At 62.5% G+C, this 22,173-nt stretch carries 21 protein-coding genes; 10 read left to right on the top strand and 11 right to left on the bottom strand.

Going from position 1 to position 22,173, the window contains the following annotated elements; translation table 11 throughout:
• The first annotated feature begins 43 nt into the window (after window positions 1–43).
• The 4 genes from CSQ93_RS26290 (at window position 44) to CSQ93_RS26275 (ending at window position 2,993) form a co-directional block, all read left to right on the top strand.
• Window positions 44–715 (top strand): TetR/AcrR family transcriptional regulator, encoded by a 672-nt coding sequence (locus CSQ93_RS26290; RefSeq protein WP_034758777.1) that lies wholly within the window; start codon window positions 44–46, stop codon window positions 713–715.
• A 41-nt stretch (window positions 716–756) separates the two neighbouring features.
• Entirely contained in the window at window positions 757–1,530 is a 774-nt protein-coding gene (locus CSQ93_RS26285; RefSeq protein WP_099380573.1) for a hypothetical protein, read from the top strand.
• A gap of 11 nt (window positions 1,531–1,541) precedes the next feature.
• Window positions 1,542–2,087 (top strand): TIGR00730 family Rossman fold protein, encoded by a 546-nt coding sequence (locus CSQ93_RS26280; RefSeq protein WP_199534519.1) that lies wholly within the window; start codon window positions 1,542–1,544, stop codon window positions 2,085–2,087.
• 303 nt (window positions 2,088–2,390) lie between these two features.
• Complete coding sequence (locus CSQ93_RS26275; protein ID WP_442778350.1) at window positions 2,391–2,993, top strand: PEP-CTERM sorting domain-containing protein; 603 nt, start codon at window positions 2,391–2,393, stop codon at window positions 2,991–2,993.
• Window positions 2,994–3,104: 111 nt separating this feature from the next.
• Here CSQ93_RS26275 and CSQ93_RS26270 read toward each other — a convergent pair whose 3' ends face one another.
• The 3 genes from CSQ93_RS26270 to CSQ93_RS26260 form a co-directional block, all read right to left on the bottom strand.
• The gene (locus tag CSQ93_RS26270) at window positions 3,105–3,617 is read right to left on the bottom strand and encodes a YgjP-like metallopeptidase domain-containing protein (protein ID WP_034758768.1); all 513 of its coding nucleotides are present in this window, start codon (window positions 3,615–3,617) and stop codon (window positions 3,105–3,107) included.
• 158 nt (window positions 3,618–3,775) lie between these two features.
• On the bottom strand, window positions 3,776–4,159 hold the full coding sequence (locus CSQ93_RS26265) for a KGG domain-containing protein (RefSeq protein WP_099380570.1): 384 nt from the start codon (window positions 4,157–4,159) through the stop codon (window positions 3,776–3,778).
• Between the two features lie 48 nt (window positions 4,160–4,207).
• Window positions 4,208–4,720, bottom strand: a complete 513-nt coding sequence (locus tag CSQ93_RS26260; protein ID WP_099380569.1) for a phasin family protein — start codon at window positions 4,718–4,720, stop codon at window positions 4,208–4,210.
• A 345-nt stretch (window positions 4,721–5,065) separates the two neighbouring features.
• Here CSQ93_RS26260 and purU point away from each other — a divergent pair, with 345 nt between their 5' ends.
• A complete protein-coding gene (gene purU, locus CSQ93_RS26255) occupies window positions 5,066–5,947 on the top strand; it encodes a formyltetrahydrofolate deformylase (RefSeq protein WP_099380568.1) in 882 nt (293 codons plus the stop codon).
• A 39-nt stretch (window positions 5,948–5,986) separates the two neighbouring features.
• A complete protein-coding gene (locus tag CSQ93_RS26250; protein WP_034786185.1) occupies window positions 5,987–6,529 on the top strand; it encodes a YaeQ family protein in 543 nt (180 codons plus the stop codon).
• Between the two features lie 60 nt (window positions 6,530–6,589).
• Here the strand turns inward: CSQ93_RS26250 and CSQ93_RS26245 are convergent, their stop codons facing one another.
• Window positions 6,590–7,375, bottom strand: coding sequence for a head GIN domain-containing protein (locus tag CSQ93_RS26245; RefSeq protein WP_099380567.1), 786 nt, complete (start codon window positions 7,373–7,375; stop codon window positions 6,590–6,592).
• Window positions 7,376–7,563: 188 nt separating this feature from the next.
• On the opposite strand from CSQ93_RS26245, the gene CSQ93_RS26240 reads away from it, so the two are divergent.
• A complete protein-coding gene (locus CSQ93_RS26240; protein ID WP_034758744.1) occupies window positions 7,564–8,199 on the top strand; it encodes an SAM-dependent methyltransferase in 636 nt (211 codons plus the stop codon).
• 52 nt (window positions 8,200–8,251) lie between these two features.
• Here the strand turns inward: CSQ93_RS26240 and CSQ93_RS26235 are convergent, their stop codons facing one another.
• On the bottom strand, window positions 8,252–9,526 hold the full coding sequence (locus CSQ93_RS26235) for a cytochrome c (protein WP_099380566.1): 1,275 nt from the start codon (window positions 9,524–9,526) through the stop codon (window positions 8,252–8,254).
• Complete coding sequence (locus tag CSQ93_RS26230; RefSeq protein ID WP_233516358.1) at window positions 9,523–10,248, bottom strand: c-type cytochrome; 726 nt, start codon at window positions 10,246–10,248, stop codon at window positions 9,523–9,525. Before CSQ93_RS26230 ends, CSQ93_RS26235 begins: the two co-directional genes overlap by 4 nt.
• Before the next feature lie 153 nt (window positions 10,249–10,401).
• Here CSQ93_RS26230 and CSQ93_RS26225 point away from each other — a divergent pair, with 153 nt between their 5' ends.
• A complete protein-coding gene (locus CSQ93_RS26225; RefSeq protein WP_099380564.1) occupies window positions 10,402–11,814 on the top strand; it encodes an aminotransferase-like domain-containing protein in 1,413 nt (470 codons plus the stop codon).
• A 99-nt stretch (window positions 11,815–11,913) separates the two neighbouring features.
• Window positions 11,914–12,261, top strand: a complete 348-nt coding sequence (locus tag CSQ93_RS26220) for a DUF4870 domain-containing protein (RefSeq protein ID WP_034786172.1) — start codon at window positions 11,914–11,916, stop codon at window positions 12,259–12,261.
• Window positions 12,262–12,282: 21 nt separating this feature from the next.
• On the opposite strand, the gene CSQ93_RS26215 is transcribed toward CSQ93_RS26220, so the two are convergent.
• Genes CSQ93_RS26215 through CSQ93_RS26205 form a run of 3 tightly spaced genes read right to left on the bottom strand, consistent with a single transcriptional unit; the run spans window position 12,283 to window position 13,908 of the window.
• On the bottom strand, window positions 12,283–12,708 hold the full coding sequence (locus CSQ93_RS26215; protein WP_099380563.1) for an SMI1/KNR4 family protein: 426 nt from the start codon (window positions 12,706–12,708) through the stop codon (window positions 12,283–12,285).
• A 21-nt stretch (window positions 12,709–12,729) separates the two neighbouring features.
• Window positions 12,730–13,389, bottom strand: a complete 660-nt coding sequence (locus CSQ93_RS26210; RefSeq protein WP_099380562.1) for a 3'-5' exonuclease — start codon at window positions 13,387–13,389, stop codon at window positions 12,730–12,732.
• A 9-nt stretch (window positions 13,390–13,398) separates the two neighbouring features.
• A complete protein-coding gene (locus CSQ93_RS26205) occupies window positions 13,399–13,908 on the bottom strand; it encodes a ProQ/FINO family protein (protein WP_099380561.1) in 510 nt (169 codons plus the stop codon).
• Between the two features lie 569 nt (window positions 13,909–14,477).
• Here CSQ93_RS26205 and rpoD point away from each other — a divergent pair.
• Window positions 14,478–17,036: an RNA polymerase sigma factor RpoD gene (rpoD, locus tag CSQ93_RS26200; RefSeq protein WP_099380560.1), complete on the top strand. Its 2,559-nt coding sequence runs from the start codon at window positions 14,478–14,480 to the stop codon at window positions 17,034–17,036.
• Between the two features lie 190 nt (window positions 17,037–17,226).
• On the opposite strand, the gene CSQ93_RS26195 is transcribed toward rpoD, so the two are convergent.
• A complete protein-coding gene (locus CSQ93_RS26195) occupies window positions 17,227–18,984 on the bottom strand; it encodes a PAS domain-containing sensor histidine kinase (RefSeq protein WP_158301374.1) in 1,758 nt (585 codons plus the stop codon).
• 176 nt (window positions 18,985–19,160) lie between these two features.
• Complete coding sequence (gene ppc / locus CSQ93_RS26190) at window positions 19,161–22,001, bottom strand: phosphoenolpyruvate carboxylase (protein ID WP_099380558.1); 2,841 nt, start codon at window positions 21,999–22,001, stop codon at window positions 19,161–19,163.
• Between the last annotated feature and the right edge of the window lie 172 nt (window positions 22,002–22,173).

The raw sequence follows: 22,173 nt of genomic DNA, 5'->3' as shown, positions 1-22,173 counted from the left end.
TTAGGTGGTATGCTTGAGGCAGAACACAGAGAGATTGCCCGCCATGCTACAAAAAGCACCACGCCGTACCCGCGAACGCATCCTGGAGTTGTCGCTGCGCCTGTTCAATGAGTTTGGTGAGCCGAATATCACGACGACCGTGATCGCGGAAGAGATGAACATTTCGCCCGGCAACCTGTACTACCACTTCCGTAACAAGGACGATATCGTCAATTCGATCTTCGTCCAGTTCGAGGCGGAAATCGAGCGCATCCTGACCGTGCCCGACGGGCGCCGCTCGAATATCGAGGATGTCTGGCTGTATTTGCACCTGATGTTCGAGCTGATCTGGCGCTACCGCTTTTTCTATCGCGACCTCAACGATTTGCTGTCGCGCAACCGCAAGCTGGAATTGCACTTCAAGCTGATCCTGGCGCACAAGATCAAGGTCGCCACGCAGCTGTGCGAAGACTTGCGCAGCGAACAATCGCTGGAAGCATCGGACATGGAAGTGGCCGCGATGGCGACGAATATGGTGGTCGTTGCCACCTACTGGCTGTCGTACGAGTATGTGCGCAACCCGCGCAAGTACAGCGAGCAGCAATCGATGTCCGATGCGCTGGCGCGCGGCTGCTACCAGGTGCTGTCCCTGATCGGGCCGTATTTGCGCAATGAAACGCATTTGCTGTTTCGCAAACTGTCGGAAGAGTATGTGACCAAACTCAAGAACGACTGACGCGGCTGCTGGCGCCACGTCGTCATTTACAGGAGAGATATATGGCTTGGAAACAATTTCCTTATCCGGACGAAGCATATGTCTACACGCCGCAAACCCTGGAAGCGGCCTGGGCGCGCCTGCATGCGGGCGACGTGGAGCCGTTTCCCACCCACCCTGCGCTGGTGCAAGCCTGGCTGGCCTTCCATGCGGGCGACTTCGAGCGCGCCGTGAAACTGGGCCTGGCCGTCGGCGTGCCCGGCTATGCGGTGGCGCACAAGGCGACTTGCATCTATGCCACGCACCTGGAAGTGGACGACAGCCGGAAACTCGACATGTACGAGGAAGTGGCCGAGCGCTGCGAGCGCCAGCAGAGCGAGCAGCCGGACAATCCGGCCGGCTACTACTGGCATGCCTACAGCCTGGGCCGCTACGCGCTGGGCACGTCCGTCGTCAAGGCCCTGGCGCAGGGCATGGGCGCGCGCGTGCGCAATAGCCTGGACCGCACGATGACGGTGGCGCCCATGCATGCGGAAGCGCATATCGCGTTTGGGATTTATCATACGGAAATTATCGACAAGGTCGGCGCCATGATAGGCGGCTTGACCTATGGCGCCAACAAGGAAGATGGCTATCAGCATTTCAAGACGGCGCTGGCCCTGACGCCGTATTCGGCGCTGGCCCACAGCGAATATGCGCGCGCGTTGAACATGCTTGATGGAAAGAAAAAGCTGGCGGAAGCGCTGGCCCTGTATGAAAAGGCGGCCGAGTGCGAGGCACTGGACGCCAAGGAGCGCCTCGAGGTCGAGGCGGCGATCGATGAATTGAAAGGGTAGGGATTACTGTGATCAAGGCTTTATGTGTGTATTGTGGCGCCAACGCGGGCGTCTCGCCGGACTATGCCGTGGCGGCGCGCGAACTGGCGCGCGTGCTGGTGGCGGAAAATATTTCCCTCGTGTATGGCGGCGGCAAGGTGGGCCTGATGGGCGTGATCGCCGATGAAGTGCTGCGCCTGGGCGGCGAGGTGACGGGCGTGATTCCTACCCAGCTGGTCGAGCGCGAAGTGGGCCACACGGGCTTGACGCGCCAGTTCATCGTGAAGGACATGCATGAGCGCAAGGCGATGATGGCCAGCCTGTCCGACGCCTTCATCGCCATGCCTGGCGGCTATGGCACCCTGGAAGAGCTGTTCGAGATGCTGACCTGGGCCCAGCTGGGCTTGCACGCCAAGCCCATCGGCTTGCTCAATGTCGACCGTTTTTATGACGGCTTGATTGCTTTCGTGCAAAACGGCAAGGAGCAGGGCTTCATCCGCCCGCAGCACGCGGCGTTTCTGAATGCCGACGCCGATCCGGCGACCCTGGTACAGCGACTGAAGGATTGTGTGCCGTAAATTTTCTTTGTGGAATCTCATCCAGAACCATGCATTGTGAAGTGCATGGTTTTTTTATTTCTGCACGGGAAAATTGATCAAGCTCAACAAACTAATTAATATAAATATGGCCAGAATATTTCTCTAGTAGCATGTTTTTTTGAAAATCAAGATGCTTTTTATGCATGAATGTGTTCTACTGCACTTGTTCAAAAGACAGGCATGTCGGACACCCAGCGAGGCGCCTCCCATTTCCCGCTACGACGCCTAGGTATTGCAAGTTGCCACAACCTCGCTACTTCATCATCTTGAAAGGATGCTATTGTGAAACCAATGACTCTCTTGCGCGCGACCGCTGTCGCCGCCATTTTCGCCGCTGGCGGCGCCCACGCACAAACCACCACCATCGGCTTCGATGCACTGGAACATCCCGGCATCCTCGGTTCCGTCTTCAACTCCTACTCCGAAAGCGGCTACGATTTCGACAGCAGCTTCCTGGGCCTGTTGAGCTCCGCACATCAAAGCAACTTTGCCTATGCAGGCTCGGCCGGCCTTGGCGCCACCTTGCTGACGACGACAACCTTGAGCCGTACCGATGGTGCCGCTTTCTCGCTGAGCTCGATCAGTCTGGCTGACTTCGTGAGCCTGCCTGGCCCCTACGACGTGACCTTCGTCGGCCACCAGGTGGGCGGCGGCACGGTGACGCAGACCTTCAGCCTCGATGGCAGCCATAACTTCAGCGATTACACGTTCACGGGCTTCAACAACCTGCTGTCGGCATCGTGGAAGGAAGGCGCCTTGCACACCTTCCAGGTCGACAATATCGCCGCCAGCGTGAGCGCCGTTCCGGAACCTGCCACCTACGGCATGATGCTGGGCGGACTGGGCCTGCTGGCCTTCCTGCGCCGCCGCAAGAACGCCGCCTGAATCTGAACTTGCTGCCGGCCCCGCCGGCGCATACGAAACAATGCCGCCCAGTGGATACCCCGGGCGGCATTGTTTCGTGGACGTCAGGATCGGGACGTTATGGCCAGGACTTCATGACCACAGGCGCTGGCCGGACAGGTCGAGCTGGGTCAGGTACAGGCGCACGTCGAATTCGTACTGGTGGTATTGCGGTTCCATATACGTGCACAGCTTGTAGAACGCCTTGTCATGCTGTTTTTCTTTCACATGCGCCAGTTCGTGCACGGCGATCATGCGCAGGAATTCCAGCGGCACTTCCTTGAACATGGTGGCCACGCGGATTTCATGCTTGGCCTTGAGCTTGCCACCCTGCACGCGCGAGATCGAGGTATGCAAGCCCAGCGCATGCTGGATCACATGGATCTTGCTGTCGAACGCCACCTTGTTGATGGGTTCGGCATTGCGCAGGAATTCATTCTTCAAGTCCTGCACATACTGGTACAAAGCCTTGTCGTTGCGTACATCGTGCGCGTTCGGATAGCGTTTCAACAGGACGTCGCCCAGCTTGTCTTGCGCGATCAGTTGCTGTACTTGCGCTTGCGTTTGTTCGGAATAGGCGCTCAGATATTTCAGGGATGGCTGCATGCGGGGAAGGGCGGGACGGGGCGCGGAGGTGTCGGTAAGGCGAGAATGTACCATACCGCCGCGCCCCGCGCTGCGCCAGCCCTGGCACGGGGCCGCCAGGGCTGGTCGTGCCTGTCTACGTCAAGCCCCGCGCTGCCGGGGAAACCCGCGCAGCCTGGTCAGCCCTTGTCGTCTTCGTCCTTGCCGCCTTGCCGGCCAGTGCTGTCGCTGCGCGCCGCCGTGCTGCTGCGGTTTTCATTGGCGCGCTGGGCCGATTGCCGGCTTTCGCCGCCCTTGCGGCCGATTTCCGCCATGTGTTCGCGGTTGCGGCTGACGGCTTCGCCCCCTTTCTGCCCGGCCCGGCGTGCCTCTTCCGAGTCGAATTCATGCGCCGTGCCCTTTTGATGGGCTGCCTGGCCGCCCTTGCTGGCGATCTCGCGTTGCTGTTCTTCATTCATGGCGGCGAAACCGCGCTTGCCCGTGCCTTTGCCGCTGCCCGCTTCGCCGGCTTTCTGGCTGCTGCCAGCGCCTTTGCCCTGTTCATTACCTTGATTGCTAGCCATGTCGCTCTCCTTGCTGTCGAGTGGGGGTCAAGTGGTACATTCCAGTGCTCAATGCGCCTGATCGGATTGCCTGCCGGTATCGCGGCTGTGGCCGGCGCCATTGCGGTGGCCCGTGGCGTGCATTTTTTCGATCATTTCACGCTGGCGCTGCGTGGCTTTTTCCGTTTCCTCGGCCGTCTTGCGCACCACTTCGTCGGCGAAGGCCACGGCCGTGCGGCTCGTTTCGGGCAGGTGGTTCTCTGCCGTGCGGTTCATCTCGACATTGGCGTTGGCGACGAGGTTGCCGAGTTGCTGCTGGTATTGCTGCAGCTTGTTGCTGCTTGGCTGCAACTGGGCCGCGGCCAGCGACATGAACTCGCCCGTGTCGCGCGCACACAGCAGTTGCTGGCTGGCGCTGCTCCACTCTTGCAGCAAGTCTTGCGCCAGCCGCAGATGCAGCTCGCTCAGGTGCTGCACCGTATCGAACATCTTGCGCGATAGTTCCGTGGCGAAATTGCACTGGGCCTCCAGATGGGACTTCAGGGCGGGGCTGAAACTGGGGGAAATACTGTTTGTGAACATGTTCTACCTCAATGAAAAACGGATCCAGGAAACACCCAGTGCACCGGATGCGACGTATGCTGAAACAAGCAAAGGGATAGACGCCGGATGGCGTGCCAGGTTCCACGCCAGATACCCGTTTGGCGTGAGAATGGGGCCTGGCAGGTGGAAAAATGCGATGACTTTGTGCCAGATCAAATGAACGTCAATCGGCTTGCCGCCGCCGGCAGCCATGCTGCTTGTGTGGAAAATGCAGGTTTACAGGCCCGGCCGTGCGACAATAGCCCGCTCGCGGCAGCGCAGCCGATGGCCGGCGCGCGTGGCTGAGCCGAGCATAGCCCACCTTTTTTGCCTTATTCCGCGACCATGACGCATCCCGAATACATCCTGACCCTGTCCTGCCTGGACCAGCGCGGCATCGTGCACCGCGTGTCCGGCTTCCTGGCCGAACGCGGCTGCAACATCCTCGATTCCGCCCAGTTCGGCGACCAGGAATCCCAGCTGTTCTTCATGCGCGTGCATTTCGCGCTGGAAGACGGCGCCGTCAGCGACACCCAGTTGCGCAGCGACTTCGCCGACCTGTCGCAAGCCATGCAGTTGAATGGCCCCTTCCACGGCCAGTTGCACGATGCGCGCGTGAAGCCGCGCGTGATGCTGATGGTGTCGAAGATCGGCCATTGCCTGAACGATTTGCTGTTCCGCTACAAGAGCGGCTTGCTGAACGTGGAAATTCCCGCCATCGTGTCGAACCACATGGAGTTCTACCAGCTGGCGGCCAGCTACAATATTCCGTTCCACCACCTGCCGCTGGCGGCCGGCGCGCCGGAAGCGGCCAAGCTGGCGCAGGAAGCGAAGATCATCGACTTGATGGACACGCACAAGATCGACCTGGTGGTGCTGGCGCGCTACATGCAGATCCTGTCGCCCGGCCTGTGCCAGGCGCTTGATGGCCGCGCCATCAATATCCACCATTCCTTCCTGCCCAGCTTCAAGGGCGCCAAGCCGTATGCGCAGGCGCATCACCGCGGGGTCAAGCTGATCGGCGCGACGGCCCATTTCGTCACGGGCGACCTCGATGAAGGCCCGATCATCGAGCAGGACGTCGAGCGCGTCGACCATGCGATGGATGCGGAAACTTTGACGGCCATCGGCCGCGACGTCGAGTGCGTGGTGCTGGCGCGCGCCGTGAAATGGTTCGTCGAGCACCGCATCCTGAAAAATGGCGACAAGACCGTGGTTTTCCGCTGATACCGACTTCACTATTCACTTTACCGAGACAGAAACACGATGGCCCTCAAAGCAACAATTTTCAAAGCCGATCTGCAGATCGCCGACATGGACCGCAATTACTACCAGGATCACGCGCTGACCCTGGCGCGCCACCCGTCTGAAACGGACGAGCGCATGATGGTGCGCCTGCTGGCGTTCGCCATCCACGCCGACGAGGCGCTGACGTTTACCAAGGGTCTGTTCGATACGGAAGAGCCGGACCTGTGGCAGAAAGACTTGACGGGCGCCATCCAGCTGTGGATCGAAGTGGGCCAGCCCGACGAAAAGCGCATCCTGAAAGCGTGCGGCCGTTCGGAACAGGTCATCGTCTACAGCTATGGCGCAACGAGCCACATCTGGTGGAAGCAGATCGCGAACAAACTGGAACGGGCGAAGAACTTGACCGTGATCAACTTGCCCTCCGAGGCGGCGCAAGACATGAGCAAGCTGGCGCAGCGCAGCATGCAGCTGCAATGCACGATCCAGGATGGACAGATCTGGCTGACGGACAGCGTCAACACGGTCCTGATCGACCGCGAACCGGTGAAGCCGGCCCGCTGATTTAACCGGTTGAAATGCAAAAAAGCCCGGATCGCTCCGGGCTTTTGTCATTGCGAAGGATTAATTCGGCGTTGCGCCCAGGCGGCGGATGCTGCTGGAGCGCTGCATGCTGCGGCTGATGCGCGGGTCGCCGTAGTAGCTCACTTCGCCCGAGCCGCCGATGCTGATGGTCAAGTCGTCCTTGGCCCACACTTGCGCCTCGCCCGAGCCGCCGATGCTCACCTGCACTTCGCGCGCGGCCAGGCGGCCCGCCTGGATATTGCCCGAGCCGCCGATGGAGGCCGTCAGTTGCTCCGTCTTGCCGCTGGCCTTGAAGTTGCCGCTGCCGCCGATGGCGATGGAGACCTGGCGGCTGTCGAGCTCGCGCGCGTTGATGGAGCCGGAGCCGCCCACGTCAAAGCGCAGATTCTCGGCGCGCAAGCCCGTTGCCGTGATGTTGCCCGAGCCGCCCACGCTGATGCGCTCGACCTGGCGCGCCTGGATGACGATGGTCAGGCTGCTCTGGCGGAAGTTGGCGTTGCGCTTGGCGGGGCGGATGCGCAAGGTGCCGTTTTCCACGGCCGTCTCGATCAGCGGCAGGATATTGTCGTCGGCTTCGATGGTGACGCTGTCCGTGTTGCCGATGCGCAGCTCGACCGTGCCCGGCACGTTCAGCGCCACGGCATGGAAATTTCCCACTTCGCGCGTCTGCTTTTGCAGCTTGCCGCTGCCCTGGATACTATTGCCGGAAATCCAGTCGAGCGGCGACGCCAGCGCCGGCGCGGCCGGGATGGCCAGCGCGCAGGCGGCCAGCAGCAGGGCGGTGGCGGCGCGGGCATGGCGTGGGTGGAAAAGTGTCGGTGTCATTCTTGCTCCCTGTTTGGAATTGGTATACATGCATGGTATGCCAGCCGGCCGCGCCTGCGTACCGCGCTGCGACAGACTGCGCCAGCAGCGGCATGGAATGCAGGAGGATGCGACAGGATGGCATGAGGTATCATGCCGGTATTGGACATACGACGACCGGTACGCGCCGGTCACACTACTGGAATTACATGCTGATCATCACCATCAAACAGGGCAAGGAAAAGAGCTTGCTGGGCCAATCGTGGATTTACGCGTCCGCGATTGAAAAAGTCGAAGGCAAGCCGCAGGAAAAAATGAAGCCTGGCTCGACGGCCATCGTGCAAAGCTCGTCCAAGCAATTCATCGCCCGCGCCGCCTACAATTCGAAGTCGCAGATCCGCGCGCGCATCTGGAGCTTCAAGGAAGACGAACCGGTCGACCACGCGCTGATCAAGCGCCGCGTCAAGGCCGCCATCGAGAAAAAACTGCCGGCCATCAAGAAGGCGGGCGAAAACCAGCTGTTGACCCTGATCAAGGGCGAAGACGAAGGCTTGCCGGGCCTGGTGGTGCAGCTGTTCGGCGGCGTGCAAGGCTACCTGATCTGCGAATTCAACGCCGGCGGCGTCGACGCGTGGAAAGTGGCCATCGTGCAATCGCTGATGGCGTCCACGGGTTGCGCCAACGTGTACGAGCGCTGCGACGACCTGATGCGCAAGGGCGAAGGCTTGCCCCTGATCGACGGCGCCCTGGCCGGCGAGGAACCGCCCGATGAAGTCATGCTGACGGACAACGGCGTGCGTTATGCGCTGGATTTGAAGACAGGACACAAGAGCAAGTTCCGCTGAGGATTGCTGTTGAAGATGAAAAAACCGGCGCTGGCCGGTTTTTTCATGCCTGTTACTCCAAGGGCACGCTGCGGTATTTGTTGACTTCCAGGGCCGACACGGCCGGCGCATCATTGCCCCACGACGCGCGCAGATACGTGACCACGGCCGCCACTTCCGCGTCATCCATGACGGGGCCGAACGGCGGCATGCCGTAGGGGCGCGGGTTGCCGCGGGTGCCGGGCGCAAAGCCGCCGTTGAGCACGAGTCGGATGGCGTTCACGGCCGACTCCGTTGTCAGCGCGCGGTTGCCGGCCAGCGGCGGGTAGCCGGGCGGCACGCCCTTGCCATCATCGCGGTGGCAGCTCGCGCATTGCGCCTCATACAGTTTCGCGCCCAGCGCCAGTTGCTGTCTGGCTTGCTCCGACGTGTCGCGCGGCGAGCGTTGCGCGGGCTGCGCGGGACCGGGCAGGCTTTTCAGGTAGACGGCCATCGCCTGCACGTCGGCGTTGCTCATGTGTTGCAAGCTTTGCCGCACGACTTCCGCCATGGGGCCGAAGACGGTGGCGCGCGGCGACACGCCCGTTTGCAGCAATTCCACGATATGCGCCGTGTCCCAGTCGCCGAGGCCCGCTTCCGCATCCGACGTCAGCGAGGGCGCGTACCAGCCCAGCACGGGAATCAGGCCGCCCGACAGGCCGTCGTCGCTGCCGCCCAGGGTGGTGCGGCTGCTATGGCAGGCGCTGCAGTGGCCCAGGCCCTGCACCAGGTAGGCGCCGCGGTTCCATTCCATGCTTTTGCCCGTCAGCGGCTGGTACACGCCCGGCTTGAAGTACAGGGCGCGCCAGGCGGCCAGCGCGACCTGCTGGTTGTAGGGGAAGCGCAGCGCGTGCGGCGCGTTCGCCTGTTTGTGCGGCGGCACGCTCTGGAAATACGCGTACAGGGCGTCGCTGTCTTCGCGCTGTACCTTGGTGTAGTTGGTGTACGGAAAGGCCGGATACAGCAGCCGGCCATCCTTCGACTTGCCGTTGTGGATGGCGCGCCAGAAATCGTCGGCCGTCCAGCTGCCGATGCCCGTTTCCTTGTCGGCCGTGATGTTGGGCGAGAGCACCTTGCCGAACGGCGTCTGCAGGGCGCGGCCACCCGCATACGCCACGCCGCCGCGCGTCGTGTGGCACGCCATGCAGTCGCCCGCCTTGGCCAGGTAGGCGCCGCGCGCGACCAGCTGTTCCTGGCTCAGGGTGCTGGCCACGGCAGGCGGGCCCAGGTCGTCGCTCGGGTACAGCAGGAATTTGGCGCTGCCGCCGGCGATCAGTACCAGGCCGGCCGCGATCATCCACTTTTTCATGGCGCCACCTGCGCACTGGAGCCCGGCACGCCACCGCAATGCAGCGGCAAGGGCAGGGCGATGCTGCTGGCGGGGCGCGCGTCGGCGCTGGCCACCTGCGTGCCCAGCCAGGCCGAGACGGCGCCCACGTCCGCGTCCGACAGGCGCTGCGCCACTTGCGCCATGCAGTCGGGAGCGTGGGCGCGGCGGATGCCGTTTTTCCAGGCGCCCAGCTGGGCGTTGATATAGTCGCGCGGCAAGCCCAGCAAGCCGGGGATGGCGGGCGCCACGCCGGCCAGCTGCTGGCCGTGGCAGCCGATACAGGCGGGGATTTTTTTGCCGGCATCGCCGTGCAGCACCAATTGTTTACCCCGCGTCAGGGCCGTCGTGCCGGCGCTGCTGGGCTGTGCCGGCGGCGGAGCCGGGTGCTGTGCCGCAAAATAGTCTGCAATTTCGCGCAGGTAATCGTCAGGCAAGTGTTCCACCATATAGTTCATCATCGGATACTGGCGCCGTCCCTCGCGAAAGTTCAGCAGCTGGTTGTACAGGTAGCCTGAAGGTTTGCCGGCGATGCGGGGAAAGAAGGCGTCGTGCTTTTCCTGCTGCGCATGACAGGCCGTGCACGCCTTGATGCGCTGCTCCAGGCTGTCGTGGCTGGCGGAGATGGTGGCGGGCGCGGCCAGCGCCATGCAGGGCAAGGCGGCCAGGGCCAGCAGCAGCACGAGGGGGGAATGCAGTAGCATGGGAAGTCGCATGGGGAAAATCAGCTGTCTCGTCGGTGGGAATGGCGTGCCGGTGTTGTTGCCCGGATATTGTTACCCTAGCATATACCGGGTGCTGTCACTGTGACAGGATCAGTTGTGCAATAAAACTACGGATCAGTTTGAGGAGCAGGGTTGAAACGATATGAGGAATTGGCGGAAGAAGTGGCCGCCATGATCAGCACGCAGCTGTTGTTGCCTGGTGATAAGTTGCCCTCCGTGCGCCAGCAGCATGCGCGCAGGGGCGTGAGCCCGTCGACGGTGTTCCAGGCCTACTATTTGCTCGAAGCGCGCGGCATGATCGTCTCGCGGCCCCGCTCCGGCTATTACGTGGCGCCGCAGCGCGCCGCGCTAGCCCCCGAGCCGGACAGTTCGCGCCCGCTCGACGCCAGCACCACGGTCGATGTCAGCGACCTCGTGTTCGAAGTGCTGGGCGCCGTGGGCGCGCGCGATATCGTGCCCTTCGGCTCGGCGTTTCCCAGTCCGCACCTGTTCCCGATGGAAAAACTGGCGCGGGCCGTGTCGGCCAGCATGCGCCGGCTCGACCCGTGGAGCACCGTCACGGATTTATCCTTGGGCAATGCGGAGCTGCGCCGCCAGATCGCCTTGCGCTACCAGCTCGACGGCGTGCTCGTTTCCAGCGATGACATCGTCATCACGAATGGCGCGCTGGAAGCGCTGAACCTGTGCCTGCAAGCCGTCACGCGGCCCGGCGACACGGTGCTGATCGAGTCGCCCAGCTTCTATGCGTGTCTGCAGGCGCTGGAACGGCTGGAACTCAAGGCAGTCGAGATCGCTACCAGCCCCCGCGATGGCGTCGACCTGGCCGCGCTGGAAGAGCTGTTGCAGCGCCACCAGCCCAAGGCGTGCTGGCTGATGACGAATTTCCAGAATCCCCTGGGCAGCCTGATGTCGCCGGAAAAGAAGCGCGCACTGGTCGAGCTGCTGGCGCGCCATGGCGTGCCGCTGATCGAGGATGACGTGTATGGCGAGTTGTATTTTGGCAAGCAGCGCCCCGGCCTGACGAAAAGCCACGACAGCGCGGGTCTCGTCATGCATTGCAGTTCGTTTTCCAAGACCCTGGCGCCCGGCTTTCGTCTGGGCTGGGCCGTGGCGGGCCGCTACGCGCGCCAGGTCGAGCGCCTGAAGCTGACGACCAGCCTGTCGGCGCCGATACCGCTGCAGATGGCGCTGGCCGATTACCTGGCGCAGGGCGGCTATGACCGGCATTTGCGCCAGCTGCGGCTGACCCTGGCGGCGCAGCAAAACACCATGCTGCAAGCCATTGCCGTGCATTTTCCTCCCGGCACGCGGGTGACGCGGCCGCAGGGCGGTTATTTCGTCTGGGTGGAGATGCCTGCCGGTATCGATGCGCTGGCCTTGCACCGCAGCGCGCTGGCGGCCGGCATCAGCATCGCGCCCGGCCCCATCTTTTCCGCCACGCGCGCGTTTCGCCACTGCATCCGTCTCAATTACGGCCACCCGTGGAGTCCGCAGCTGGAAGAGGCCATCGCCACCCTGGGGCGGCTGGCGCTGGCGGCGGTGTAGCGGCGAACAAAAAAAGTCCCTTGCGTCAGCAAGTGTTTCATTCCAAAAGGAAATATTGCTGTTATATTGGTGTATCTATAACTAATGATGGGAATGATAATGGATAACACGCAGCCGGAAGTGGGTCGTACGCAAGATACGACGATCGCCATTCTGTCCCACGTTGGCGGCCTGTTCACCAGCTGGGTGGCGCCGCTGATCATTTATTTGATCAAGAAAGATGACGCGGATAAATTCTCGGCAGAGAACGCCCGCGAAGCACTGAATTTCCAGATCACCCTGATCATCTGGTATTTCGCCTGCTTCATCCTGTCGTTCGTGCTGATCGGCCTGTTCCTGTTCTGGATCGTGGCATTGGCCAATCTGGTGTGCTCGATCGTCGCGGCGGTCAAGGCCAGCAATGGCGTCACTTACCGCTATCCCCTGACCTTGCGTCTCGTCAAATAAGGCTGGGCCGGCCGCCGGGTGTCAGCCCGGGCGGCCGGGCAGTGTCAGGAACGACGCAAAGTCGGGCGCCACCGTGGCGGTGGCGCCTGTTTCGTGCGACCACAGCACGACCACGGGCTCGCTCGATGGCCCCGTTTGCGCATAGTCAAAACAGTAGTAATCGCCCGTGCCGAACTGGGCGAAGGGCAGCAGGGCACTGGCCGCGTTGCCGCCGTCCACATTCTCCAGCCATTCCTGCCAGCTCGTGCGGTAATGGCGTGCTATCGATTCCCACGTCTTGCGCGCATTGGCCGCGTCGTACACGGGAAACACGCTCAAGGCACCCAGCGCGCGGCCATTGTTCGCCAATAACCATTGCACGTAGGACGCCGGCAGCTGGCGTCCCAGCGCCTGTTCGGCGGCGGCGATCGCGTCAGGCGTGGTGCCGGTGGACTTGCTCTTGCTCATGTTGCAGGAAGGCGCGCCGGCTCAGGCGGAGACAGGCGGCGGGGCGGTCGGCGTCGCCGGCGGCGTGCTGGCGCGCGGGGCTTTTTGCGGCGCCACCTTACCGCCGTCGGCGATCCAGCGGCGGTACACGCGCAGGGCCACTTGCGCATCGTCGGCTGCGTACAGAATCTGCTTTTCCGTCAGGCGCGAGGTAGCCCAGTTGGTGGTGGAAATCTTTTTCGATTTCTGCAGGTGCAGGCCGAAGAACTTGGCCACGGCCGTCTTCGCGCCCAGGTCATTGCGCTGGCCGCCGCGCAGGGCGACGGACAGGTCGAGCACCTGGGCCGGCGCGATGCCCAGCTTGTTGCGCAGGCGCTTGACGTCGTCGGACAGGCCAAAACCCACTTTCAGGGTGGTGGTCGATTCGAGGATGGCTTTGAGTTCGGCCAGGGCCGGGGCCGGCGTGCTGCCCACCTGGAACAGGTAGGCGATGTCGTCGGTGGCCAGCTGGATCAGATGCGGTCCCGTGGAGGACTCGCCCTTGACGAACGTCGGCTTCGATTCCGTATCGAAGCCGATGGCGTCCGCTGCCAGCAGGGCGGCCATGGCCGCCTGTGCATCATCGCTGGTGCGTACCAGCTTGACGTGGTCGAGTGCAATGCCTTGATACGGGGGCAGTGGCGGTGCGGCAGCTGTGTCCATGAAACCGGATCAGCCTTTGCGCGAGAATTTCGCGGTCAGCTGATTCAGTTTTTCCAGGCGCAAACGGTTCGCTTCTTCGGCGGCGGCCGCGTCGCGTTCGGCTTTCTTGCGCTCGGCTTCCTTCTTGAAGCGCTGCTGCAATACTTGCGTGGCGTGGTCGCGGTGGGTTTGCGTCACTTCCGCGCCGGCGATGCCGTCGAGGTCGTAGCGTACCTTGGCTTTTTCCATCACGCGCAGGTAGCGCAGCGAACCCGTGTGGATGCCCAGCGCCGTGCGCATCAGCTTGCGGTCCAGGTCCGGCAGGCGCGCCAGGATCTGCTTGTCGATACCGATCGACAAGGGCAGGCAATCGCGGAATGGCGGGAATTGCTCCTGGAACTGCTTCAGCAGGGCGCGCGCGGTCAGGCCGGCAGGCGCCGGCGTGGTCGCTGCGGCCGGTGCCGCCGCTGGGGCTGCATCGACTGGCGTGTCAGGAGTGGTGGCTTGCTGGTCTGGCGTGGAGCTGGTCATCGACATCATTGGTTGGGCTATAAAAGGGGAGCATAGCACGCGCCACAGGCAAGTGCATTGTCTTTTTTGGCAACTTGCGCTGCGATCTGCCTGCGCGTGGCTGGCCGTACCAAGCGCGAAATGCGGGAAATGTGTATAATGTCGGCTTGCGCTGATGACTGGACCCCGTATTTGACGGTCTGGCTCAGGTGTGCAGGGGATAGGAGCAGTGCGGTGCAGGCCCCCAATTATTAGTATTTTTGATATCAGATATTTTGTTTATCAATTATCCAGATAACTGGCCGTCGTGCATAATCTTGCTCTCCGCTGTGTCTTCACTGAACAACAATAGATTCAAGCCCGTTCTGGTACGGGCTTTTTTTCATTCCGCAATGTACATCGCTTATTTATCTGACCCGGCTTCGGCCCCGCCGCTCCCCATGACGGATGCGCGGGCTTTGAACGTCCCGATAGACAGGCGCCGCTGCCGTTAACACGGCAGCCGCAACAATACGCTCCATCGAGTCCGGTTTCGCAGGCTTAGGTGGAATCATTCACTTCGCGCCGACACCATCTGGTCTCGCATTAAGAGATATCTCATGAAGAATACGCCAAAAACTTTAACGTTGTCCGCCAAGGCGCCACGCCCAGCCGCGGCGCCACTTGCCGTACCCAAAACGACTTTATCTTACTTCATCGATAATGCGCAAGCGAATCCGGAAGCCACCGTCACGACGGCGCCGACCGTCGTCACCGTGGTGAAGAAAAGCCGCTCGCGCCTGGCTGCCGTGCCAGCGGCCGAAACGGCTGCGGAAGCGGCCGTCAGCGCCCCGGCCGCCGAGGCTGTTGCCGACGTGGCCGAGGCCGCTGAAGCGGCACCTGCCAAGACGCCGAGCGTGAAGATCGCCCCTGGCGCCAAGGCTCCGGCCGCGCCGCGCAAGGTCAGCGAAAGCGCCGCCACGAACAAAGTGGTGACGGCAGCCCGTTCGAAAGTCGTGCGCGCCAAGCCTGAAGCGGCGCCCGTGACCATCATCACTGGCGCGCAAGTGGTCAGCAAGACCACGGACGCCGATGCCCTGGCCGCCATCGATACCTCGAATTACTTCCTGCCGACCGTCAAGGTACCTGGCCGCCGTGGCCGCAAGCCAAGCGAATTCACGCCGGAAAACGATGAAGTGGCAGCACTCAACGCCGTCGAGCGCGCCGAACTGAAGGCCGTCTCGAAAGCGCGCGACCGCAAGGCCAAGGGCGGCCTGGCGGACGCACTGGGCGATCCGGAAGCATCGGCAGCGGACCTGGAACGCCGCCGCAAGCAGATCACGGGCTTGATCAACATGGGCAAGGAACGCGGTTTCCTCACCTATGCCGAGATCAATGACCAATTGCCGGAAAACATCATCGATCCGGAAGCCATCGAAGGCATCATCGCCACCTTCAATGACATGGGCATCGCCGTCTACGAGCGCGCTCCTGACGCGGAAAGCCTGTTGTTGACTGACAACGTCGCCACCGTCACCAGCGACGATGAAGTGGAAGCGGCTGCCGCGACCGCCTTGTCGACGGTCGATTCCGACTTCGGCCGCACCACCGACCCCGTGCGCATGTACATGCGTGAAATGGGCGCCGTGGCGCTGCTGACGCGCGAAGGCGAGATCGAGATCGCCAAGCGCATCGAAGGCGGCCTGAAGGACATGATCCAGGCGATTTCCGCCTGCCCGACCACCATCGGCGAAATCGTTGCGCTGTCGCAAAAAATCGCGCGCGACGAAATCAAGGTCGATGAAGTGGTCGACGGTTTTGTCGATCTGAACGAAAGCAATGCCCCGGCGCCAGCCGCTGCCGCCGCGCCTGCCGCCGCCAGCGGTGACGACGAGGAAGAGGAAGAAGAAGCCGAGGAAGAAGACGGCGACGCCAATGGCGGCGCGGCCGGTTTCTCCAGCGAGCAATTGGCCCAGCTGAAAAAGAATGCATTGGAGAAATTCAACGTCATTTCGACGCAGTACGACAAGATGCGCAAGGCGCCCGAGGGTTACAACTCGAAAGCCTACATCAAGGCGCAGGAAGCCATTTCGCAGGAATTGCTGGGTATCCGCTTCACGGCCAAGGTCGTGGAAAAGCTGTGCGACACCTTGCGCGGCCAGATGGAAGAAGTGCGCCACATCGAGCGCGCCGTGCTGGAACTGTGCGTGAACAAATGCGGCATGCCGCGCGCCCACTTCATCAAGGTGTTCCCGGGCAATGAGTGCGACCTGGAATGGGTCGACCGCGAAGTCGATTGCAAGTATCCGTACAGCGCCATCCTCAGCCGCAACGTGCCTGCCGTCAAGGAACTGCAAAAGAAGATGATCGACCTGCAGGCCCGCGTGGCCTTGCCGCTGGCGGACTTGCGCAAGATCAACAAGCAGATGGCTGCCGGCGAAAAGCGTGCCCGTCACGCGAAACGCGAAATGACGGTCGCCAACTTGCGCCTGGTCATTTCGATCGCCAAGAAATACATCAACCGCGGCTTGCAATTCCTCGACCTGATCCAGGAAGGCAACATCGGCTTGCTGAAGGCTGTCGATAAATTCGAATACCGCCGCGGCTACAAGTTCTCGACCTACGCCACCTGGTGGATCCGCCAGGCGATCACGCGTTCGATCGCCGACATGGCCCGCACCATCCGCGTGCCGGTGCACATGATCGAAACGATCAACAAGATGAACCGCATCTCGCGCCAGATCATGCAGGAAACGGGCAGCGAGCCGGACCTGGCGACCCTGGCCGTCAAGATGGAAATGCCGGAAAACAAGGTGCGCGAGATCATGAAGATCGCGAAAGAGCCGATTTCCATGGAAACGCCGATGGGTGAAGATGGCGATTCGCAACTGGGCGACTTCATCGAAGACAACACGACCCTGGCGCCGCTGGACGCCGCGCTGCACGCATCGATGCGCAACGTGATCAAGGAAGTGCTCGATTCCCTGACGCCGCGCGAAGCGAAAGTGCTGCGCATGCGTTACGGCGTGGAAATGTCGAACGACCACACCCTGGAAGAAGTGGGCAAGCAGTTCGACGTGACGCGCGAGCGTATCCGCCAGATCGAAGCGAAAGCCATGAGCAAGCTGCGCCAGCCTTCGCGCTCGGACAAACTCAAAACCTTCCTCACTCAAAACTAGAGACACCTGTCAGAACCTGCTGCGCGTCGTGACTTGCGGCCTGCGATGCTCACTGTACTAAAGTACGGTTCCGCGTCTCGGCCACAATTCACTTCCGCTCGCGACGGTTCTGTCAGGCGTCGTGATTGCAGTTGTAATTAGATTCAATAAGAAGAGGCGCAAGCCTCTTTTTTTTCGCCTTGGAATTGACCTAGGCTTCGATGGGCTGGCTTTTGGCGATCGGCAAGCGGATGGCCAGCGCCGTGCCCTGGCCCTGCTGGCTGTCGATGCGCAGTTCGCCACCCAGGGCGTGGACGCGTTCGCGTATGCTTTTCAGGCCGAAGGCGGCCTTTTTGCCGTGGGCGTCCGGCTGCATGCCGATGCCGTTGTCGCTGATGCGCAGCATGATGGCATCCGTATCTTGCGCCAGCGCCACTTCCACTTCGCTGGCCTGGGCGTGGCGCACGATGTTCGACAGCGATTCCTGCAGCACGCGGAAGATGGCCGACGTCTGGCGCTGGTCCAGGCCCAGGTCGGGCGCCTCGCTGTCGAGCGAGAGCTGGTAGCGGATGGCGCCACGGCTTTCCATCTGGCGTATCAGCCATTCGGCTGCCGGGCCAAGGCCCAGCTCCAGGGTGCTGGGATGCAAGTCATTGATGATGGTGCGCACGGAGCGGATGGTGGCGTCGATGGTGTCGAGCACGCGCTGGGCATGGCGGTGCAGGCGCGGATGGGTCCTGGCCGTGCGCGCATGCAGCAGCGACACGTCGATGCGCAGCACCATCAGGTTCTGGCCCAGGTCGTCATGGATGTCGAGCGCGATGCGGCGCCTTTCTTCTTCCTTGATGGTCTGCTGGTGGTCGGTCAGTTCGCGCAGCTGGGCCAGGGTGCGCTGCAGGTTCTCCTCGTTGCGCTTGCTTTCCGTGATGTCGATGCCCATGGCGATGATCATCTGCGGCCGGCCCTGGGCATCGAAGATGGGTTTTTTATGCGTCTGCAGCAGGCGGTTTTCCTGCAGCCGCGCGTTCCATACCAGTTCTTCGCGGATCACGACCTGGCGGCTGGCAAACGCTTCCTGGTCCGCCGCGTGGAACCCCTGGGTCTGGTCCGAGGGAAAGTGCTGCACGTCGCGTCCTTCGGCGATATCCTGGAATCGCACGCCCCATTGCTGCTCGCAAGCCTGGTTCATCAGCAGCATGCGCGAATCGGCATCCTTCAGGAACAGCGACAGGGGCATCATGGAAATGATGTCCTGCAGCCGCTCTTCGCTGCGCGCCAGGGCCGCTTCCGTTTGCGCGCGCATGGCGATTTCTGCGGAGAGCTGCAGATTGACATCGAGCAGCTGGGCCGTGCGCAGGGCCACGCGGCTTTCCAGCTCCGCATGGGCGACGGTCAAGGCGTGTTCGGCCCGCTTGTGTTCCGTGATGTCGCTGGCCAGCACGAGGGCGCCCGTCAGGCTGCCTTGCGGGTCGTACAGGCAGCGGCCGCTGATCATGGCCCAGCGTTCCGAGCCGTCGCTGTGACGGTACTGCAATTCTCCCATGCAGCTATCCGTGGCTGTCTGGCGCAGCGGACACAGGCGCAACAAGGTCGCCTCGTCGTGGAATTCGCTCATCTTGTGGCCCAGCAGCTTTTCCGCCGGGATGCCCAGCATGTCGCACAGGCGCTGGTTGAGATGCAAGATCGTGCCCTGCGCATCCGTTTGCCACATGCCGTCCTGCGCCGCCTCGCTCAGGTCGCGGTAGCGCATGGCGCTGGCGTCGAGCTGCTGGCGCGTGCTGGCGAGGCGGGCGCGCAGCCTGCGCATCAGCCACATGGCTGTGCCGGCGGCGCCCGTCAGCAGCAGCGACAGCCAGATGTGTTCCCAGAAGTCGAGCTGCTGCCAGGCGGCGCCCGCCAGCCAGCCCAGCATGATCAGGATGAGGGCGGCGCATGCCGAACTCAGCGTTTCAATCGACCATTTGCTCATCCGCGTTCCTGGCGTCATGGTTGGCCGCTGCGGTGCGCCTGGCGCCGAAGAGGGAAAAGTATCCGACGCTAGTGTAATACCAATTGTTGCTTTCTTGAGAATATTTTTCCATTGGGCAAGCAAAAGGGCCGGCCCTTGCGGTGCCGGCCCTGTTTGCCGATGGCAAGGTGACGCGATCAGCCCGTGTTGCGCAGGCCGGCCGCCACGCCATTGATCGACAGCTGGATGCCGCGGTGCACCCGTTCGTCGACTTTGCTGGCGCTGGACAGGGCGCGGTTGCGCTTGATCAATTCCACCTGCAAGTGGTTCAGCGGGTCGAGATAGGCGAAGCGGTTCTGGATCGAACGGGCCAGCAATGGATTGCCCGCCAGGCGTTCGGTATTGCCGGTGATCAGCTCCAGGCAGCGCAAGGTGTTGCCATGCTCGTCCGTGATGCGCTTGTAGATGCGTTCGCGCAAGCCCTGGTCCGCCACCAGTTCGGCATAGCGCGAGGCAATCGCCAGGTCCGTCTTGGCCAGCACCATGTCCATGTTCGACAGCAGGGTGGCAAAGAATGGCCATTCTGCATACATGGCGCGCAGGGTGGCGATCCTGTCATCCTGCGCGGCGCCGTCGGCCTGCTTGATCCACGCTTCGATGGCGCTGCCAAAGCCGAACCAGCCCGGCAGCAGCAAGCGGCACTGGCCCCAGGAAAAGCCCCAGGGAATGGCGCGCAAGTCTTCGATGCGCTGGTTGGCCTTGCGCGAGGCGGGGCGCGAACCGAGGTTCAGTTCGGCGATTTCCGCAATCGGCGTAGCCGAGAAGAAATACTCCGTAAAACCCGGCGTTTCATACACGAGGTGGCGGTAGGCGTGATAGGCGAGGTCCGACAGTTGCGCCATCACGGCTTCGAACTGCGCCAGCTGGCCGTTGCGGGCCGGATTGGCTTCCTGCGGCGCCAGGCTCGCTTCCAGGGTGGCGGCCACCAGCAATTCCAGGTTGCGCCGGCCGATTTCCGCGTTGGAGAATTTCGAGGCGATGATCTCGCCTTGCTCCGTCAGGCGGATCTGGCCGTTGACGGTGCCCGGCGGCTGGGCCAGGATGGCTTCGTAGCTGGGTCCGCCGCCACGGCCCACCGTGCCGCCGCGGCCATGGAACAGGCGCAGCTTGACGCCGGCCTTCTGGAAGTCGGAGACGAGCGCCAGTTCCGCCTTGTACAGTTCCCAGTTGGACGTGAGGAAACCGCCGTCCTTGTTCGAATCGGAATAGCCGAGCATGACTTCCTGCAACTGTCCCTGCTTGGCGATCAATTGCTTGACCAAAGGCAAGGCCATGACCTGGCTCATGATGCCGGCCGCGCGCTGCAGGTCGGGGATCGTTTCGAACAGGGGGATGACCATCAGCTCGCAGCTGCTGTCGCCAGTTTGCCAGTCGGTGCGCAGCAAGCCCGTTTCCTTTTGCAGCAGCAACACTTCCAGCAAGTCGGACATGGTTTCCGTGTGCGAAATGATGTAGTTGCGAATCGCCCGCGCGCCGTAGCGCTGGCGGATGTCGCGCGCCGCGCGCAAAATTGCCAGCTCGGAATCCGTTTCCGTGGCATAGCTGATGTAGGGCGAGTACAGCAGGCGCGGTTGGGCCAGTTCATTCAGCAGCAGCGCTTGCTTGTCTTCCTCGGACAGGGCCGAGTAGTCGTCGGCCACGCCGCTTTGCGCGAACAGGTCGGCCAGCACGCGCTCGTGCACGTCCGAGGTCTGGCGCATGTCGAGCGAGGCCAGGTGGAAGCCGAAGATGTCGGCCGCGCGCGCCAGGGTGGCCAGGCGCGGGCGCACGAGGGCCGCGCCGTGGTGCGATTCGAGCGAGGCGACGATGGTGCGCAGGTCGGCGACAAAGGCGGCCGCGTCCGGATAGGCGGCGGCCGCGCCCACTTCCTTGCGCAGGATGTTGGTGGCGCCCAGCGCGCGGGCCGTGGCGGCCAGGCGCGCGTAGATGCCGATCAGGGCGCGGCGGTACGGCTCGTCGCTGCGGTGCGGCGAAGCGTCCGGCGACTGGTCGGCCAGCGCCTGCAGTTCGGCGCTCACGCCCACCATCAGGGTCGAGACGGACAATTCCGCGCCCAGCGCATGCGCTTCGTCGAGGTAAAAGTCGAGGATGGTGGTGGCATGGCGCGCCAGCGCGTGCTGCATGGTGCCCGCGTTGACGTTCGGGTTGCCGTCGCGGTCGCCGCCGATCCAGCTGCCCATCTGCACGTAAGCGGCGTTGATCGGCTCGATCGTGCCATCGCCGTTCGGGTACTCGGCGGCGATATCGTCCTCGATGTCGTCATACAGGCCCGGCAGTTCGCGCAGGAAGGTGATGCGGTAGTAGGACAGGGCGTTTTCTATTTCGTCGGCCACCGTCAGCTTCGAGTAGCGCAGCATGCGCGTCTGCCACAGGGTGGCGACGCGCGAGCGCAGCAGCTGCATGTTGGCGTGTCGCTCTTTTGGCGTCTGCGGCAGGTCGCGCTCGGCCAGCAGGCGGGCGATGTCGTGCTCGGCGTCGAGGATGCTCTTGCGCTGCACTTCCGTCGGGTGGGCCGTCAGCACGGGCGCGATCAGGGCGTCCTGGAAGAAAGTGTCGACGGTCTTGCGCGGCACGCCGGCGGCGCGCAGTTTTTTCAGCGCGAAGCTGACGCTGCCCTTTTGCGCTGGCGAGCCGGCCAGCAGGTGGGCGCGGCGGCGGCGGATGTGGTGCTGATCTTCCGCAATGTTGGCCAGGTGCGAAAAATAGGAAAAGGCGCGCACGACGGAAATCGTCTGTTCGCGGCTCAGTTCCTTCAGCATGGCGTCGAGCTCCAGCGCGGCGCCCGCGTCCGCTTCGCGGCGGAAGCGCACGGAGGTCTGGCGTATGGTTTCCACCACATTGAAGACGGCGTCGCCTTCCTGTTCCCGCAGCACGTCGCCCAACAGGCGGCCCAGCAGGCGGATGTCTTCTTTCAGCGGCGCGTCCTTGTCGGAGCCGGCCGCTGGAACTATTTCTGGTGCTACTGCGTCATTGAGCATAATAAAGAACCAAAGTAAGTGTAAAAGCAAGGGAATGTGGATCGCACCGGGCGTTTGGCCGCAGAGGGGAGGGGGCGCATGATAAAATTTGTGGTCTTCAACATGGACGCTAGCCTGACTTGGCCTTCTAGGCCAAGGGATAACGATTATAGCGACGCCGGGCGCCATTCCG

The sequence above is a fragment of the Janthinobacterium sp. BJB426 genome, from assembly GCF_002735705.1.
In the GTDB taxonomy this organism is placed as follows: Bacteria; Pseudomonadota; Gammaproteobacteria; order Burkholderiales; family Burkholderiaceae_D; genus Janthinobacterium.
The sequence above is the reverse complement of the archived record's forward strand: the minus strand, read 5'-3'. Positions and strand labels throughout refer to the sequence as shown.

Excerpts from the sequence above, each read along its gene's own strand:
- CSQ93_RS26290 (WP_034758777.1), top strand. The coding sequence starts at position 44 with ATGCTACAAAAAGCACCACGCCGTACCCGCGAACGCATCCTGGAGTTG.
- CSQ93_RS26285 (WP_099380573.1), top strand. The coding sequence starts at position 757 with ATGGCTTGGAAACAATTTCCTTATCCGGACGAAGCATATGTCTACACG.
- CSQ93_RS26270 (WP_034758768.1), bottom strand. The coding sequence starts at position 3,617 with ATGCAGCCATCCCTGAAATATCTGAGCGCCTATTCCGAACAAACGCAA.
- CSQ93_RS26265 (WP_099380570.1), bottom strand. The coding sequence starts at position 4,159 with ATGGCTAGCAATCAAGGTAATGAACAGGGCAAAGGCGCTGGCAGCAGC.
- CSQ93_RS26260 (WP_099380569.1), bottom strand. The coding sequence starts at position 4,720 with ATGTTCACAAACAGTATTTCCCCCAGTTTCAGCCCCGCCCTGAAGTCC.
- purU (WP_099380568.1), top strand. The coding sequence starts at position 5,066 with ATGACGCATCCCGAATACATCCTGACCCTGTCCTGCCTGGACCAGCGC.
- CSQ93_RS26250 (WP_034786185.1), top strand. The coding sequence starts at position 5,987 with ATGGCCCTCAAAGCAACAATTTTCAAAGCCGATCTGCAGATCGCCGAC.
- CSQ93_RS26245 (WP_099380567.1), bottom strand. The coding sequence starts at position 7,375 with ATGACACCGACACTTTTCCACCCACGCCATGCCCGCGCCGCCACCGCC.
- CSQ93_RS26240 (WP_034758744.1), top strand. The coding sequence starts at position 7,564 with ATGCTGATCATCACCATCAAACAGGGCAAGGAAAAGAGCTTGCTGGGC.
- CSQ93_RS26235 (WP_099380566.1), bottom strand. The coding sequence starts at position 9,526 with ATGAAAAAGTGGATGATCGCGGCCGGCCTGGTACTGATCGCCGGCGGC.
- CSQ93_RS26230 (WP_233516358.1), bottom strand. The coding sequence starts at position 10,248 with ATGCTACTGCATTCCCCCCTCGTGCTGCTGCTGGCCCTGGCCGCCTTG.
- CSQ93_RS26220 (WP_034786172.1), top strand. The coding sequence starts at position 11,914 with ATGGATAACACGCAGCCGGAAGTGGGTCGTACGCAAGATACGACGATC.
- CSQ93_RS26215 (WP_099380563.1), bottom strand. The coding sequence starts at position 12,708 with ATGAGCAAGAGCAAGTCCACCGGCACCACGCCTGACGCGATCGCCGCC.
- CSQ93_RS26210 (WP_099380562.1), bottom strand. The coding sequence starts at position 13,389 with ATGGACACAGCTGCCGCACCGCCACTGCCCCCGTATCAAGGCATTGCA.
- CSQ93_RS26205 (WP_099380561.1), bottom strand. The coding sequence starts at position 13,908 with ATGATGTCGATGACCAGCTCCACGCCAGACCAGCAAGCCACCACTCCT.
- rpoD (WP_099380560.1), top strand. The coding sequence starts at position 14,478 with ATGAAGAATACGCCAAAAACTTTAACGTTGTCCGCCAAGGCGCCACGC.
- CSQ93_RS26195 (WP_158301374.1), bottom strand. The coding sequence starts at position 18,984 with ATGAGCAAATGGTCGATTGAAACGCTGAGTTCGGCATGCGCCGCCCTC.
- ppc (WP_099380558.1), bottom strand. The coding sequence starts at position 22,001 with ATGCTCAATGACGCAGTAGCACCAGAAATAGTTCCAGCGGCCGGCTCC.